Source organism: Leisingera sp. M527 (assembly GCF_025141525.1).
Classification (GTDB): domain Bacteria; phylum Pseudomonadota; class Alphaproteobacteria; order Rhodobacterales; family Rhodobacteraceae; genus Leisingera.
On the sequence record NZ_CP081037.1, the window covers coordinates 3,141,044 to 3,156,930 of the forward strand.

Sequence of the window (15,887 nt, forward strand, 5' to 3'; positions counted from 1 at the left end):
AAGTCTCTTGGGTGCCTGCGCACCGCTGCGACAGGTTTGAGAGGAATTGTACTGCATGTCAATTTTTTTATTGTTGCAGGACAATCAGTATGTGAAAGGCGCAACCCCCTCCGGCAGGCGGCCCAGCATTCCGGCGATCAACTCCAACGCTTGCCTGAAACGCCCCAGATCCTGGATGCTGCCAAGCGACAGGCGCACAGCATTCTGCGGCGGTGTCTTGGGGGGCAAGAACGGCGCATCCGGCGCCACCGCGACTTTCAACTCACGCGCGTAAGACACGAAACTGCTGGTGCTCCAGCCCTTGGGCAGCGGCAGCCATAGATGCAATGCCGAGGGGTGGCCCTGCCAGTGCCAGTCTTTCAGCACCTCAGCGGCGATGCCATGGCGCTCGGCCAGCGCAGATCGCTGCCACTGCGCCAGCTCCAACGCGGTGCCGTCCTGCACCCAGCGGGTGGCCAGTTCGCACATCAGCGGCGTCGCCATCCAACCAAACACGACAATCCGCCCGGTCAATGCCGGCAGCAGATGCTCCGGCGCCGCCATGTAACCTGCGCGCAGCCCCGACACAGTGCATTTGGTAAAGGTAGTCAAATAGATTGAACGCTCTGGCGCAAGAGCAGTAACCGCCACCGGACGCCCCTCGGCCACCGGACCAAAGGCATCGTTTTCGATGATGTGCAGATCGTGTTTGCGGGCGACATCCACCAGCGCGCGGCGGCGTTCCTCAGTCATCATACACGCTGTCGTGTTGGCCAAGGACGGAAGCAAAAACAAAACTTTAGGGTTGCTTTCCTGGCAATATCGCTCAAGCGCGTCCGGAAGGATACCATCCGCATCCACATCAACCCCCGCAAGGTTCAAACCCAAATAAGAACACCCCGAAACCAGCAAATGATGCGTGACCTTGTCTGACACCACCGTGTCGCCGGGCCGGGTCAGCGCCGACAGCGCCGCTGACATGCCATGACTGACCCCATTGGTCATAATGATCCGCTCCGGCGGCACCTCCAAACCGCAATGCCGCAGCCATTGCGATCCGGCGGCACGGTGGGCGTCATGACCGATATTCGGGCGGCAGGACAGATAGTAGCTCGGGTCCAACCCCTCCGGCAGCTCCCTCAGCGCTTGCTCGAACCGCTCAGCATGCTGCTGCGAGATTGCCGGGCGTGAAATCGACAGGTCGAAACCGCCACCGCGTTCAGAGCTCAGCTGAAACGGCTGATCGTTGGACTTGTCAGGATCCAGAACGTAGCTGCCCCGGCCGACCTGGCCATCAATCAGCCTTTGCCGCCGCAAACTTTCATATGCCTTGCTGACGGTGTGGACGCTGAGACCGAGATCATCGGCCATTTTGCGATGGGTCGGCAGCTGCGTCCCCTTCGGCAGCTTGCCGTCTGAGATTGCCCTGGCAATGGCCAGCGCAAGGCTCGCATGCAGGGGGGAGGTCAAGGCGGAGGGATCAGGATGCCAAATTGTCATGCGACATTTTACAAGTGATGACCCCGATTTCGCAATACAATTTCCACACAGCTGTCTCCCAAACGCAGACAATGATCCAACTGCTGGCTTTGCAATGGTCAGTTTCGGCTGCCAATTGATGCGATGGCCGGCTCTCCCGTCCGCCATCCTAACCCGCTAGCAGATCCAATGCGCGAGATATCAGACAATCCGGGCGGGCCGGTCACGCCAGTTTCAGCACCTGCTCGATTACATATTCGGTCTGCGCTTCAGTCTGAGCAGGCCCGATCGGCAGGCTGATCACCTGCGCAGCCAACGTCTCAGAAACAGGGAAAGCACCCTTGCCATAGCCAAGCCCGGCATAGGCGTTCTGCAGATGCGGCGGTTTGGGGTAGTGGATGACGGTGCCGACTCCCGCAGCCTCCAGCCGGGTGCGGAAAGCATCCCTGTCCGGATGGCGCACCACAAAGAGGTGCCATACCGGGTCCGCCCATTCCGGCACCGCAGGCAGTACCAGCCCGGCCACTGACAGTGCGTCCAGGTAACGGGCGGCAATGGCCTGGCGGCGGGTGTTCCAATCATCGAGCACTTGCAGCTTCACCTGCAGCGCCGCTGCCTGCATCGGATCCAGACGGCTGTTCTGGCCAGCCAGCTCATGCTCGTATTTAACCGCCGAGCCATAGTTGCGCAGCATCGACACCCGCTCTGCCAGCTCCGGCGAGGTGGTGGTAAACCCGCCGCCATCCCCCAGCGCACCCAGGTTCTTACCCGGGTAAAAGCTCCAGCAAGCGGCCTCGCCGAAGCTGCCGATCCGCTTGCCTTTGTATTTGGCGCCATGCGCCTGGGCGGCGTCCTCCAGAAGGTGCAGCCCGTGCTGTCCGGCCAGCTCAATCAGCGGATCCATGTCGGCTGGCTGACCATAAAGATGGACCGGAATGATTGCCTTGGTGCGGGACGTGATGGCAGCGGCCACCGCCTCCGGGCCGATGTTGTGGGTGGCTTCCAGCGGTTCCACCGGAACGATGGTTGCTCCGCAAAAGCTGACTGCCAGCCAGGTCGCAATATATGTGTTCGCGGGCACGATCACTTCATCGCCCGGGCCGATCCCCATTGCCTTCAGCGCAAGGATCAGCGCGTCCAGGCCGTTTCCAGTGCCCAGGCAATGCGGCGCACCGGTGTAACGGGCAAAACCGGCCTCAAATGCTTCAACCTCAGGACCCAGAATGAAGTACCCGGACCGCGCAACCCGCAGCACAGCTGCCTCCAGCTGGCCCTGAATTTCGGCATGGGCGCCCGCAATATCGAGGAAAGGAACCTTCACGCTGCACCTACAGCGGTTTTGAATTCATCATAGTCGCGGATGTAATCCGCTTCGTCATAAACCTCGGAAGTCAGCACCATGCAAACCGCCCCGGAGGAGAAGTTGTCGAGGTAGCGCCACATCATCGGGCAGACATACAACCCGTAGTAGGAGCGGTTCAGATGGAAACGCTTGGTCTCAAAACCGTCGTCCAGCAGGATATCGAAACTGCCCGACATGCAGATAATGAATTGATGCAGCGCCTTATGCGCGTGCTCGCCGCGGTCGGCCCCGCCCGGCACGTCATACAAGTAATATACCCGTTTGATATCAAAGGGGATATGGCTGCCGCCCTCAACAAAGGTCAGGTTGCCCCGCACGTCTGTTATCTTGGGCAAGTCAATGATTTTGCAGTCAGTCAGAGGCACGGAAACCGCCTTCGCATTTGAATGTCCCTTGTGTATATGCACATCTGAACCGGACCAGCAAGCAGCGCCGGCCGCCAGGGCCGCCTCAATCAAGGACAACGTCCCTCCCATGAGCAAAAAGCTACTGATCATCGGTGCGGGTGAATTCGCCGACATCGCCTATGAATACTTTACCGTCGATAGCGACTGAATTTGCGGTTGAGGTCATACAGATGAATTCAAAGGAGGTATTTGGCTTAACTGTGCAGGCGCAAAAACGCGCGAAGATAGAATACCCCGCAACCGATGCAGAGACGCGGGCTGGGCCTCTCGTTTCCAGGCTGAAGCGAGTCCGGGCGTTTTGGGAAAGGGATGCCTGTCGGCTCACCTGCATGCGACGATTGGGAGGCTTGCGCGGTATCCCGGGCTTGCTCGATGACGTTGTCAATATCTTAGCATTGACTGTGCCAGCCAGCAGACACCGGCTTAATATTGATTGTACTAAAACCCAGTGTGCACCAAGTGCTTTTTTGCCATCCAATCCGCGAAGTCAGTATGGAAACCACCTTGCCACACACACATGCAAACACATAGTAACTGACCAACTCCTTGAAGGATGACACACTGATGTCGGTAAGTAGTTTATTGAAATCCCCGGCGCTTGACCCGAATTTTCAGTCATACCTGAGATTGGTTGAACCATACGATGCCGCTTTTGTCTGCCAGCTTCGCGCAGACCCGGCCCTAAATCGGCATCTCAGCCCGTCGCCAAATGACGTGCTTGAACAGACCAAGTGGATTGAACGCTACAAGGAGAGAGAAAAACACAGCGAAGAATACTACTTTGTAATCTCCAGCAATGAAACGGATTTCGGCGTCATACGAATGTATGACTTCCGCAGCAACCCGCGCTCATTTTCCTGGGGAAGCTGGATAGTCAAACCCGAACGCCCAGCTGGCCTTGTCACATTTTCAGCGGTGATGATCTATGAAATTGGTTTCGACACCCTGGGCTTTGAACAAGCCCATTTCGATGTCAGAAAAGGCAATAGCAAGGTTATAAATTTCCATCTGCGCTCTGGAGCGATCGAGGCCGGGGAAACGGACCTGGACCGGCTTTTCATCTTCCCGAAGGCGGCTTGGTCATCTTTCCGGGAAAAGAGCGCTGGCCAGCTCAAATCGCATCGCGTGCTCTGCAGCTAATTCCCACCTAGACATTGGCGCTGATTCTACCCCTGTATCGGGCACCCACCGCACACGCTGAAAGCCGCTGTCAGTCTGATCGGGTGTCATCCGCAAAGGGGTATTCCGAAACGGAATTGACCCGGTTTTGGCATTTCGGCTGCCGGAAAGTGGTTCTCCTGGAACGCGAGCCAGCCATGGCCGAAAGAGTTGTTCACCACCCGCATCACCGTTTATTATCAGAACGACGGCCAACCCACTTGACACAAACGTCCACTGCCCCCCCGGCCTGCGCCTAAGCCCCCAAAACGAGAAATGCGACGCAGGCTAAAGAAAAGGACGATACATGACACAGACACCCGCCGCCAGCTTCATCCTGTTGTCTTACTGCCAGGAGGACACGATCACCGAGGCCGTACAGTCCTTGCTGAACCAGAAGTGCGAGCCGATCGAGATTATCATTTCAGATGACGCCTCGACCGACGGGACCTTTGAAAAAATTCAGGAAGTGATAAAGGACTACCGTGGCCCGCATCCTGTTTTAGCACGGCGCAATGAAGTCAACCTTGGCCTCAACCGCCACATTGCACGCTCCGTATCCCTTGCGACCTCAGACCTGATGATCTGGGCGGCCGGAGATGATCGAAACGCCCCGGGCCGGGCCCAAAAAGTTATCGATTCCTACCGGCAAACCGGCGCCAAGCTCATCTACTCCGATGCAGAAACGGTCGGACCCGACAAATAGCCCTGGCAAAGACGCTTACCGCCGCGCGCTGTTCTACAGGAGCTTCACAATGCTCGATGCGGCAACATCTTTCTCTCTGTTCTTGGGCGCGACAGCAGCCTGGCACAAGGATCTGCACCAAAAATACGGCGGCCTCCCCGAGGACAGCGCCTATGAGGATCTGATTCTCGGCTTCCGCGCTCTGCTGGAGGACGGCCTGCACTACATTCCCGAGAAGCTGGTGATCTACAAAGAAGACGTCGGCATCTCAGCCCAGCTGACCAAAAAGATCAGCACTCTGACCAATCAGGAGCGCCGGACAAGGATGCTGAAAGGGCAACTGGCCGTCTTGGAACAGCGCCTTGCGGATGCCAGAACGTTTGGCCTGGCGGAAAATTCGCCGGTTGTCAGGAAGATGACACAAGCCGCCGGCAAGATCCGTGCCCGGTTGGATTTCTATAACGGTATCGGCGCCGTGCTGGCCAGCCGGCACTATGGCTGGGGGGCAAAGCTGCAGGGCATCGCCAGCGAAGGTATGCGCAGGCTGCGCAACAGGTAACGGGGCAGACCCAAAACGCCGGCCAGCCAGCAGGCTGCAGATTGTCAGGCTTGCAGCCTCCAGGGGTCTTCCTGTTCCAGACTACCTGAAACCGCATCGGAACCTGCATTTGTCCTGAAGGCGCCGATGGCCCCGGCCATGGCCTGCGCTTCTTTGGACAGACCCAGGCTTGAGGAGGTGACCTCCTCGAACAGGGCCGCATTGCGGGTGGTGGCATCGTCAAGATTGGACATTGCCGAATTGATCTCCTGCAGGCTGCCGGATTGCTCGGAAGAGGCCTGGGAAATAGTTTTCATCAGATCTGCTGCGCTGTCGACAGAGGCGGAGATTTCACCAATTGCCGTGCGGGTCTGTTCAACCAGATCCGCACCAAGTTCGACATTCTGGCCGGCTTCATCCACCAGAGCCGAAATTTCAGTCGCAGCTTCTTTCGACCGGTGCGCCAAGGTCCGCACTTCCGAGGCCACCACCGCAAAGCCCTTGCCAACAGTGCCAGCACGTGCCGCCTCAACCCCGGCATTCAGCGCCAGAAGGTTGGTCTGCTGGGCAATCGCTTCGATCATGCCGATGATCCGTGAGATTTTTTCTGAACTTTCCTTGATTGCTTCCATTGCGCCGTAGGTCCGCTTCACCACCTCAATACTGGCACTGGCATTCTCGCGTGCCGCTTCAACAGAAGCGGACGCCTCTCCCGAGGCCTGGGCGGTGCCGGTAATGGAAACCGAGAGCTGGTTCACGGCAGCAGCCGTGCCTGCCAGCGTCTGCGCAGTACGCTCCGAGCGTTCGGACAGATCGCGGGACGCCGAGGAGATTTCGGTGCTGCCGCCGGCAATCGACTGGCCGCTGGTGCTAAGGCTGCTGACAGAGGCCTCCAGTTTTTCCAGCGCCGCATTGAAATCATCCCGCAGCTTGGTATAGCCCTCGCCCATTTCCCCGTGGATCCGGGCTGTAAGATCGCCCTGCGACAGTTGCTCCAAACCCTCGCCAATGGCCGTCACTGCCGCCGTCTGCTCTGCCAGGCGGGCGTCACGTTCCGCATCCGCTGCGGCCTCGACTTCTGCCTTCTCCACCAGCCCGTCGCGAAACACCGAAAGCGCCGTGGCAATCCGGAAGATTTCATCACTCGCCCGGTCGTACCCTGTTACCGGGCGCAGATTGCCGGCAGCCAGCCGCTCGGTAGTGCCGCTGATATCAGCCAGAGGGCGCAGGATAAGGATCCGGGTCAGAACCAGAGACGCCAGGAAGACACCGGCAGCCACAGCCGCCAGGATTTGCAGCTGTTGCTGCGCTGCCTTCACCTCAGCCGCGAGACCGCCCGCAATGGACGCGATCTCCAGCCGGCTTTCGGCCCCCAGACTGGTTGCGTGATGTGCAAATTCCAGCACCGCATCCACAGTTGCCTGCGACGCCGCAGCAGCCGCAGCTGTGGCCTCCAGCGACGCCACCTTGAAGACCGGCAATCCCTCCGACGGATCGGCCAGGCCCACCAGATCCTTAAGCTCCTGCGCAAATACCCCGTTATTGAAACCGGCATAACCCTGCAGCGCCTTGGCAGCGTCCTGAAGCGGGGCAGCAGCGGCATCTGCGGCATCAATATCATGTGCGGCCGCCACATCCAGCGCCGCCACCTGGAAGGCGCTGATCCAGCCATTGATCTCCAGCAGCTGCTGCAGCACGCCAACCTGGTTGTCCAGCAGCCCCTGGATCGCCGTCCGGTTATCGGAACTGGCCTGGGTTGCCGCAACAGACAGGGTGAACACCATACGCTCCATCGCCTGGGTCAGCGGGCGCACGCTGGCATTGCGGGCGCTCAGAACTTCTTTGCGGCTGTCCTTCAGCTCCTTGCGGCTCGCGGTGAGGGTATAGCGGAACAGTTCCACACCCGCGCGGACCTTCTTGGCCCTGAAGGCATCCAGGCCCAGCTCTTCAAGCCGCCCCATGACCGGCTCCAGCCGGCTCAAAGCGTCATTGGCCATTTTTTTGAGCGCCCGCTTGGTGGGCACGTCGCGCACATGGCCCAGAGCCAGAGCCGCACCAGACAAAATGCTGATATCAGCGCGGGTTTCCAGCAGCGTTTGCAAGCTGCCGAACTGTTGCTCAACCAGATTTTTGAGCACCTCATCAACCTGGCCGATTGTGTCCTCGCCGCCTGCCATCAAACTGTCGCTGGCCTCGGACGCGACCTGCACAAGCTTCGCTTGCACCGTTTGGCTAAGTGTCTGCAGGCTGCCGGTCTGGGAGTCGATCCAGGCCAGGTTTCGAAAGGCGCCTTTGCGGGCCGCGATCAGATTGCTGAGCATTTCGGAGGCCGCGTCAGCCTCCTGCCTGAACATGGCCCGCTCTGCCGCAGGCAGTTCAGCCAGGCTGTTTTCAAGATGTGCTATCGCTGCAACCGCCTCAGTCTCGGCCTGGACCAGCTCGTCAACTGATCCAGCTTGCAAGACCGCAATCATCGCATCCTTTGCCCGGCTTCCCGCCTTGACAAGACGGCCGCTCAGCTCCAGCCGGGGCACCTTCTGTTCCGTCAAAACCTCCATTTGGCGGCCGGTCTGGGAAAAGACCAGCGTAACCATGACACCGCCAACAGCAATAGCAGCCCCCATCGCCATCAGGATCAGCGTGATTTTTGCGCCAATGCTGGAAAACAAACGGAAACCGCGCTTGGCGGGAAATTTTTTCTTTGCAGTCATAGTATCACCCAAGGCATCCGCCCATATTCCGTGCCAAGACCGGACAAGCAGCCGGCCCCACCGCCGTTATCGGCTGGTCAGGCATTCAATGGCGCAGGGCCGCTGCCGCACAGCTGCCCGCATCTCCCAAACAAAAGGGACGCAAGAACGTAAAAAAAATATGAGCGGCAATCGGGAAATCTGTTGAATTTTATCGACTGGCAGAGAAAGCAGCCCGCTGCAAAGGCCGTTTCAACACTACCGGTCAGATCTCTCCGGAGAGACGGCGCGCCGCGTGCAGGGGTAAATTTGTGGTTTCGGTAACAGGCCGGTAACCGGAAAGCGGATCAAATATATGCCGGATCTGCCCGCCCTCGCGGCAAGTGGTCAGCAGCACCGGACGGCCATTCACCTGCTGGCCGGAAACAGTAACCGGCAAAGTGCCTGTCAACCAGCCGCCATAGCTGACGGCCCCGCTGCCGCTGCGGATGACAATCTCGAAGTAGTCCAGCGCTGCCATTCTGAAGATCAGATCCGGCACCTCGCTTGGCCCGCCTCCCAGATGCTCAACCGTCAGATCGGCACCGATAAGGTTTTGCACCGAATAACCCCAGCGGTGCATGAAACCCTCAACAACGTCCAGGATCTCTTGCGTCCGCTCCTCTGGCTGCACGCCCGGGCCGAATTCCGAAAACCGGCGTTCGAAAGACAGATTTTCCGGCACTCCGCCTCCTAGACCTTGGTTCAGGGCCAAACTGCCCGGTTTGCTGCTGGTTCCGGCAAAGCCTAGCACGCACAACTGCTTCCTGCACAAAAGATAATTTGGGAATGCAGGTTACACAACGTCACAGTGGCTTTTGCACAATCGCCTGACTGGCTATTCCGGCACGCCCGCCTGGCGCAAGGCAGAAGCCCATTCCTGTCCCGCCGGGCTCATCGCTGCAGGATTGTCGCGCTGGAACTGCGACAGGCAGAACTCCGGCGCGGCCTCAAGCAGTTTTTGGACTGTGCTGCGGGCTTCAGCGCCCCGGCCGGACATTTGCAGGGCGATCGCCTTGGACCGCAGCGGCACTGGAAAGGCGCCCTTGGCTTCAAGCGACCGCTCGGAAAGTTCAATTGCACGGGCAAAGTTGCGGGCAGACAAATACGCCAGCGCCGAGAGCGCATCAAAATAGTACCGCTGCGGTCCTAAAGGCGTCAGCCGCCGGGCCGCGTCGGTCATTTGCACCGCCTCATCCGGCATGTCCTGATAGGCCAGCGTCGCCCCTTTCAAAAGCAGCGCCAGCGCTTCGTTGGGATTGTCGCGCAGCGCCAGGTCATAGGCGTCCTGTGCCAGATCGAAGCGGAACGTCAGATGGCTGGAGATAAGCCCCTTGAGCGTATGAGCCAATGAGAAACCCGGTGCAGCTTCGATGGCGGCCTCTGCCATCCGGCTGGCCAGGCGGCTGTCCTCTCCACGGTTCACAGACAAGCCCTTTTCGACCCGCATCACGTGCCAGAACCCCATCCAGGTCAGCGGCAGCACATGTTTTGGCTCCCGTTCAAGCAGATGCGACAGGATCTCATGTGCTTGCTGGAATTTGCGCGCGTCCATTTCCTGCATCAGTGAAATCGCCGCCATCAACAGGGTATGGCTTTCCAGGGTGGACAGCGGCTTGAAACCCGCCAGCCGGACAGCTTCGCCCGCAGCGGTCTGTCCGATTTGCTGGGTGGCATTGCGCAGCACGGCACTGCGGCCCTCCATCAGGCTGCCTTTGCTGCCCTCGAAACTGCGGGACCAGATTACTTTTTCGCGGACAGCATCATGCAGATCGATCTCAACCCGGAACCGGTTGCCGTCGCAGCTGACGGTGCCCGACACCAAGTAATCAACGCCCGCGACTGAAGACACTTCGGCTGGACGCACTGTTTCCGGATCAAACTGCCGCGAAGCCAGATATGAGGTGACCGAAAACGCCCAGCTGCGCGACAAGTACCGTGACAATTCTTCAGACATCAGCGACCCCAGCGGCACAACCGCGTCGCCCGGGGCACGATGCACAAAGGGCAGCACCGCAATGGAAGGCAGCAGCCCATCCAGGATTACACGGCCCGGCGATGTTCCTGCTTGCGGTCCAGGCCGGGCAGCACCGCGGGCGAACTCCGCCCGGGCTTCATTCAGCCAAGCGTTAAAAGCGGTCTCATGAGGCAGCTCAAACCCTTCCATGAAATTCGCATTGCCTGCGCAACTGTCCAATTCCACCCGGGTCAGGTCGAGGATAACCCGCTCCCGGTTTGCATACAGCAGCTTGGCCGCTTCGGGACCCAGATGCCGTCGCAACGTCGACAAGGCTGTCCGCAGGCTTGCCTTTGCCTGTTCGGGCTGCGCCAGGCACCACAATGTCTTCTCCAGAAACGCCCGCGTGCGGATCCCGCCATCAGCTGAGGACAAAAGCGCCAGCAGCGCCTGATGTTTCGCCCCAAGCTGAACATTGGTTCCATCTGCGTGAAAGACGCCAAACGCGCCAAACCGGCATATCTTCAGAAAGACCGTCATCCGTAAACCCCACAATAATCCGTGTCGCACTTGAAATTAAAGTAACGTTACACTGCATTGCCGCAATATGTTTTGCAATTACTGATTGCATTAACTTCACAATTCATTTCAAAAGCAACGCCTGACAACCTTCGGGCACATCTGACGGCGATCATAACAGCGCACACGTCAAGGCACAGTAAACCGGCCACATGGAGCAGACTGCTTTAGTGCAGCAGCGCGGGTCCTTTGCAACAACCATGACCTGATCAGCTAGAAAGAACAACCACACACGCAAAAACTGTAATTGATTATCTAATTGGAACAACGGGACTGGCTGCCGGTATCGATTATCAAGCCCTCGGCCTGTGTTGTTTTGGCACCTGCCCCTAAACCGCTGGCACAAAACGGTAGCCGCTGCCAATGCGCTCTGCCCGCCCGATACCGCCACCGGGCAGATGATAGCCAATCAGCTGCATTTGCTCGGCGGCAAGCCGGTCCAGCAAACGCATACGGGCCGCAGCAGCCGCTTGCGGCTCCTGGTCAGCACCAACCGGCCTGCCAGGGTCAGCGAAGCTCACATGATGATTGCCCACTGCATCCCCTAGAACCAGGACACTGTTACTGCCATCCCGGACTTCAAATGACATATGCCCCGGCGTGTGGCCTGGCGTGGCATGAGCAGCGACTCCCGGCAGGATCTCCTCGCCGTCCCGGAAAAGCTGCACCTTGTCTTCCAGCTGCTCCATCCGGCGCCGGGCTCCAATGGCCATGGCTGTCCTGCTGCTGCCGATGCTGTCTGCAGTCTTCGGGTCGAACCAGTACTCCCATTCTCCCTGCCCCATCAGATAGGCCGCGCCAGGGAACAGCAGATCGTCAAAATCATCCAGCACCCCCCACAGGTGATCCGGATGGCAATGTGTAAAGACCACATGCGTCACCTGGTCAGGTGTGACACCAAGAACCTCCAGCGCGCCGGACAGATTTCCCGCACTATCCTGAAACCCCGGCCCCGCGCCGGCATCGAACAGGACAACTCGGCCTTCTTCGCGCAGCAAAGTTACATTCACCTCCGGCGTCAGCGGCCCGGCTGGAAGCCCGTACTGTTCCAACGCCTGCTGCAAAGCGTCCGGCTCAAGCCCGTCAAACAGAAACTCCGGCGGCAAAGTGAGATACCCGTCTGAAACTGTCTCAATCCGCTTGTTGCCTAAATTGATCCGCGCCGAAGCCCAGCCGGGGACAGCAGCAGCAGCCAGCCCCGCTGCAGCCGACAAGCCAAAATCACGCCTGGTGAACCCCATACCGTTTCCTTTCCCTATCGCCGCGCAATCAAATGCACAAATAATGTTTGATGAATATTACTTCATCACAGCACTAAGGGAAACACACGGCGATGCCGCAACCCGGCATGCCGGAGTACAGGCGGCACCTAAGTCAGCCCCTGCGCGGCGCAAGCCCTGCGCAGGGCCGCACAAAACCGCTGGGCGGCGGCCGAAAGCCGGTGCTCCCGCCGGACACACAGACCCACGGGGCCAAGGGTGCTGTCCGTATTCAAGGGCAACGCTGCCATGCTGCCAGCCTCCAGCTCCGGCCGCACCACACCGTGGCTGATGATCCAGATCGCCTGATGCGCCAGGACAAAGCGCCTCCCGAATGTGGCGGAAACGGTTTCGATCGGAAAACTGGGCAGTGCCAGCCCCTGCTCAAGAAACATCCGCTCAACCATCGGCCGGATGATCGATCCTTCAGACGGCATCAGCACCGGGTAGTCCTCAAATGCTGTAGGCGGCACATGCACGGCGCCAGCCATAGGATGGTTCCGCGCGACAACAACGGCCACCCGCTCGCGGTACAGCGGATCGAATTCCACGCCCGCCATGGCTTCCGGCGCAGGCATCCTGCCAACCACCAAATCAAGCCCGCCCCGGCGCAGCTGGTCGATCAGGTACTGATTGCCTCCGGACATCACCATGAACCGCCCCGGCGCGCCACCGCAGCGCAGTTGCGCCAGCGTGTCAGGGACCAGATCGGCGGCGACGGTGGGCAGTGCGCCAATGGAAACCAGCGGTCCATCTGCCGCGTCCAGGCCACGCAACAGCGCCACCCCGTCGCGAGCCAGCGCCAGGCTGCGCCCGGCATGGTCCCGGAACAGCTCGCCATACCCGCTGAGCCGGATACCGCGGCCATGTTTTTCGACCAGCGGCTTGCCGCAAACTTCCTCCAGTTCGCGCAGCGCCCGTGTCACCGCAGGCTGGGTCATGCCCAAGGCCCCCGCGGCCTGGGTGACGCTCATCTTGCGGGCCACTTCGACGAACACCTCAAGATGGCGCAGTTTCAAAGAAGACGATAGCCGCATATCACTCCGGTTATGATTACATGTATAATTCAAGATTATACAGATCAGCTCCGGTATGCGATACTTTATCCAGCACGGGGAGACCAGGATGACGCAGCAGAACCGGTACAGCCAAGGCATGCAAATCAGGCGCAAGGTGCTTGGCGACTCCCATGTGGAGCGCGCCGAAGCCGGCAAAACCGCGCTGGACGCCCCCTTTCAGGAGCTGATCACCGAAGCTGCCTGGGGCACGGTCTGGGCCTCTGACCGGATTTCGCTGCGGGAACGGTCCATGCTGACATTGGCACTGCTGGCTGCCACTGGGAATTTCGACGAGATTCCGATGCACATCCGCGCCACCGCCCGCACCGGCGCCAGCCAGGAAGATGTGCTGGAGGCCTTCCAGCATGCGGCCATCTATGCCGGGGTGCCGTGCGCAAACCGTGCCCTGAAGCTGGCCAAGGAAACCTATGCCGAAATGGCCGCTGAGGGAGGGAAACCCGCATGAGCACACCACCGGAACAGGGGGAGTTCTACCAGCGCGACCGCCGCTGGCATCCGCCCGCGCTGTCGCAAGATTACAAGACCTCGGTCACCCGCGCGCCGCAATATCCGCTGATCAGCCTGGAAAACACCGCCAGCGAGATCACCGGCCCGGCGTTTGGCCACAACGACATCGCTGCCACCGACAATGACCTGCTGACCAACTTTGCCCAGCCTGGTGAAAGCCCGATCGGTGAGCGCATCATCGTGCATGGCCGGGTGCTGGATGAAAACGCGCGGCCGGTGCCGAATACGCTGGTAGAGATCTGGCAAGCCAACGCTTCTGGCCGCTACCGGCACAAAAAGGACACCTACCTCGGCGCGCTGGATGCGAATTTCGGCGGCTGCGGCCGGACCCTGACGGATGAAAACGGCTGCTACCACTTCCGCACCGTGAAACCCGGCGCCTACCCCTGGCGCAACCGGGTGAACGACTGGCGGCCCGCGCATATCCACGTCTCGGTCTTTGGCACCGGCTTTGCCCAACGGCTGATCACCCAGCTGTATTTCGAGGGCGACCCGCTGGTTGCCCGATGCCCGATCGTGAACACCATCCCGGACCCGGAGGCGGTGGAGATGCTGATCGCGCGGCTCGACATGAATGCAACCATTCCGCTCGACACAATCGCCTACCGCTTTGACATCGTGCTGCGCGGACGGCGGTCCACCCTGTTTGAAAACCGGCTGGAGGGGAATTGATGCGTCAGCGTTTCGATTATCTGAAAGAAACCCCCTCGCAAACCGCCGGGCCTTATGTCCACATCGGCCTCGCACCCGGTGCTGCGGGGTTCCGGATCTACGATCAGGAACTTGGCTGGGACATTGCCAGCCCCAACGCCGAAGGAGAACGGATCAGGGTCGAGGGCATGGTCATCGACGGCACTGGCTTGCCGGTCAAGGACGTGCTGCTGGAGGTCTGGCAGGCCAATGCGAACGGCGTCTATGCCCACCCCGAAGATGGCGGCGCGGTTGAGGACGGCTTTCGCGGCTGGGGCCGGGTGATCTCCGATTTTGAAACCGGAGAATGGGGGTTCGGCACCGTGAAACCCGGGCCGGTGAAGGGTCGGGGCGGCCAGATGATGGCCCCGCATATCAACCTGTGGATCGTGGCACGCGGCATCAACGTGGGGCTGAACACGCGGGTCTACTTTGAGGACGAGGCAGAGGCCAATGCCACCGACCCCGTGCTGAATGTGATAGAATGGGAGCGCCGCCGCGCCACCCTGATTGCCAGGCGCAGCGAGCGGGACGGATTGGCGATCTACCGCTTCGACATCCGCCTGCAAGGCGACGATGAAACAGTGTTTTTCGACATCTGAAGGGGATCAATCATGAGTAAACCCTGCATCATCTGCGTGGCCATCACCGGCTCGGTCCCGACCAAGGCGAACAACCCGGCAGTGCCCGTCACCATCGCCGAGCAGATCGAAAGCACCCAGGAGGCGTTTGAAGCCGGCGCCTCCATCGCTCATTGCCATGTGCGCAACGACGACCAGACGCCGACCTCGGACCCGGAGCGGTTCGCCCGCCTCATGGAAGGCCTGCACAAGCACTGCCCCGGCATGATCGTGCAGCTGTCGACCGGCGGCCGCTCCGGCGCCGGACACGAGCGCGGCGGCATGCTGCCCCTGCGCCCTGATATGGCGTCTCTGTCCGTTGGCTCCAACAACTTCCCTACCCGGGTCTATGAGAACTCTCCCGATCTGGTGGACTGGCTGGCCTCGGAGATGCGCACTTACGAAGTAAAACCCGAGATCGAGGCCTTTGACCTGTCGCACATCCACCAGGCGGTGAAGATGAACCGCGAGGGGCGCATTGGCGGCACGCTTTACGTGCAGTTCGTGATGGGGGTGAAGAACGCGATGCCGGTCGATAGGGATGTGTTCGATTACTATGTCAAAACCATGCAGCGGCTGGCACCGGAGGCCCAGTGGTGCGGCGCCGGTGTCGGGCCGGGGCAGATCCTGGTCAACGAATGGTCGGTCGCCGCGGGCGGCCATACCCGCACCGGGCTGGAGGACAATATGCGGCTCGACCGCGACACCCTTGCGCCCTCCAATGCCGCGCTGGTGCGGCGGGCAGCGGCGCTGTGCGAATCCTACGAACGCCCTGTCGCCACCTGGCAGCAGGCCCGCGAGATCCTGGAACTCCGGCCCGGCTGATGCCGCCCGCTTCGGGCCGCAGGGCCAAAGCCA

The 15,887-nt window shown here is 60.1% G+C and carries 15 protein-coding genes; 7 read left to right on the forward strand and 8 right to left on the reverse strand.

Going from position 1 to position 15,887, the window contains the following annotated elements:
- Positions 1-84 precede the first annotated feature (84 nt).
- From K3555_RS15615 to K3555_RS15625, 3 genes are all read right to left on the reverse strand, one after another.
- Positions 85-1,449, reverse strand: coding sequence for a PLP-dependent aminotransferase family protein (locus tag K3555_RS15615; protein WP_260006143.1), 1,365 nt, complete (start codon positions 1,447-1,449; stop codon positions 85-87).
- A 232-nt stretch (positions 1,450-1,681) separates the two neighbouring features.
- Positions 1,682-2,779 (reverse strand): DegT/DnrJ/EryC1/StrS aminotransferase family protein, encoded by a 1,098-nt coding sequence (locus K3555_RS15620; protein ID WP_260006144.1) that lies wholly within the window; start codon positions 2,777-2,779, stop codon positions 1,682-1,684.
- A complete protein-coding gene (locus K3555_RS15625; RefSeq protein ID WP_409201659.1) occupies positions 2,776-3,156 on the reverse strand; it encodes a sugar 3,4-ketoisomerase in 381 nt (126 codons plus the stop codon). The genes K3555_RS15620 and K3555_RS15625 overlap by 4 nt, the downstream gene beginning before the upstream one ends.
- Positions 3,157-3,792: 636 nt before the next feature.
- On the opposite strand from K3555_RS15625, the gene K3555_RS15630 reads away from it, so the two are divergent.
- The 3 genes from K3555_RS15630 to K3555_RS15640 all read left to right on the forward strand — a co-directional run bounded on the left by K3555_RS15630 (position 3,793) and on the right by K3555_RS15640 (position 5,630).
- A complete protein-coding gene (locus K3555_RS15630) occupies positions 3,793-4,368 on the forward strand; it encodes a GNAT family N-acetyltransferase (protein ID WP_260006146.1) in 576 nt (191 codons plus the stop codon).
- Between the two features lie 325 nt (positions 4,369-4,693).
- The gene (locus tag K3555_RS15635; RefSeq protein ID WP_260006147.1) at positions 4,694-5,092 is read left to right on the forward strand and encodes a glycosyltransferase family 2 protein; all 399 of its coding nucleotides are present in this window, start codon (positions 4,694-4,696) and stop codon (positions 5,090-5,092) included.
- 49 nt (positions 5,093-5,141) lie between these two features.
- Positions 5,142-5,630: a hypothetical protein gene (locus K3555_RS15640; RefSeq protein ID WP_260006148.1), complete on the forward strand. Its 489-nt coding sequence runs from the start codon at positions 5,142-5,144 to the stop codon at positions 5,628-5,630.
- Between the two features lie 44 nt (positions 5,631-5,674).
- On the opposite strand, the gene K3555_RS15645 is transcribed toward K3555_RS15640, so the two are convergent.
- From K3555_RS15645 to pcaQ, 5 genes are all read right to left on the reverse strand, one after another.
- A complete protein-coding gene (locus K3555_RS15645) occupies positions 5,675-8,320 on the reverse strand; it encodes a methyl-accepting chemotaxis protein (RefSeq protein WP_260006149.1) in 2,646 nt (881 codons plus the stop codon).
- A gap of 244 nt (positions 8,321-8,564) precedes the next feature.
- The gene (locus K3555_RS15650; RefSeq protein ID WP_260006150.1) at positions 8,565-9,023 is read right to left on the reverse strand and encodes a hypothetical protein; all 459 of its coding nucleotides are present in this window, start codon (positions 9,021-9,023) and stop codon (positions 8,565-8,567) included.
- Between the two features lie 153 nt (positions 9,024-9,176).
- Positions 9,177-10,835 (reverse strand): transcriptional regulator, encoded by a 1,659-nt coding sequence (locus K3555_RS15655; protein WP_259986859.1) that lies wholly within the window; start codon positions 10,833-10,835, stop codon positions 9,177-9,179.
- A gap of 368 nt (positions 10,836-11,203) precedes the next feature.
- Positions 11,204-12,115: an MBL fold metallo-hydrolase gene (locus K3555_RS15660; protein ID WP_260006151.1), complete on the reverse strand. Its 912-nt coding sequence runs from the start codon at positions 12,113-12,115 to the stop codon at positions 11,204-11,206.
- Between the two features lie 128 nt (positions 12,116-12,243).
- Entirely contained in the window at positions 12,244-13,170 is a 927-nt protein-coding gene (gene pcaQ, locus K3555_RS15665) for a pca operon transcription factor PcaQ (protein WP_260006153.1), read from the reverse strand.
- 88 nt (positions 13,171-13,258) lie between these two features.
- Between pcaQ and pcaC the strand changes: the two genes are divergently transcribed.
- From pcaC to K3555_RS15685, 4 genes are read left to right on the forward strand one after another with little or no spacing between them, the layout of a single operon-like run.
- Positions 13,259-13,657 carry a 4-carboxymuconolactone decarboxylase gene (gene pcaC, locus K3555_RS15670; protein ID WP_260006155.1) on the forward strand — a complete coding sequence of 133 codons (399 nt, stop codon included), beginning with the start codon at positions 13,259-13,261 and terminating at the stop codon, positions 13,655-13,657.
- Positions 13,654-14,391, forward strand: coding sequence for a protocatechuate 3,4-dioxygenase subunit beta (gene pcaH, locus K3555_RS15675; RefSeq protein ID WP_260006157.1), 738 nt, complete (start codon positions 13,654-13,656; stop codon positions 14,389-14,391). Before pcaC ends, pcaH begins: the two co-directional genes overlap by 4 nt.
- Complete coding sequence (gene pcaG / locus K3555_RS15680; RefSeq protein ID WP_260006158.1) at positions 14,391-15,011, forward strand: protocatechuate 3,4-dioxygenase subunit alpha; 621 nt, start codon at positions 14,391-14,393, stop codon at positions 15,009-15,011. Before pcaH ends, pcaG begins: the two co-directional genes overlap by 1 nt.
- 12 nt (positions 15,012-15,023) lie before the next feature.
- Positions 15,024-15,854: a 3-keto-5-aminohexanoate cleavage protein gene (locus tag K3555_RS15685; RefSeq protein ID WP_260006161.1), complete on the forward strand. Its 831-nt coding sequence runs from the start codon at positions 15,024-15,026 to the stop codon at positions 15,852-15,854.
- The last annotated feature ends 33 nt before the right edge of the window (positions 15,855-15,887 follow it).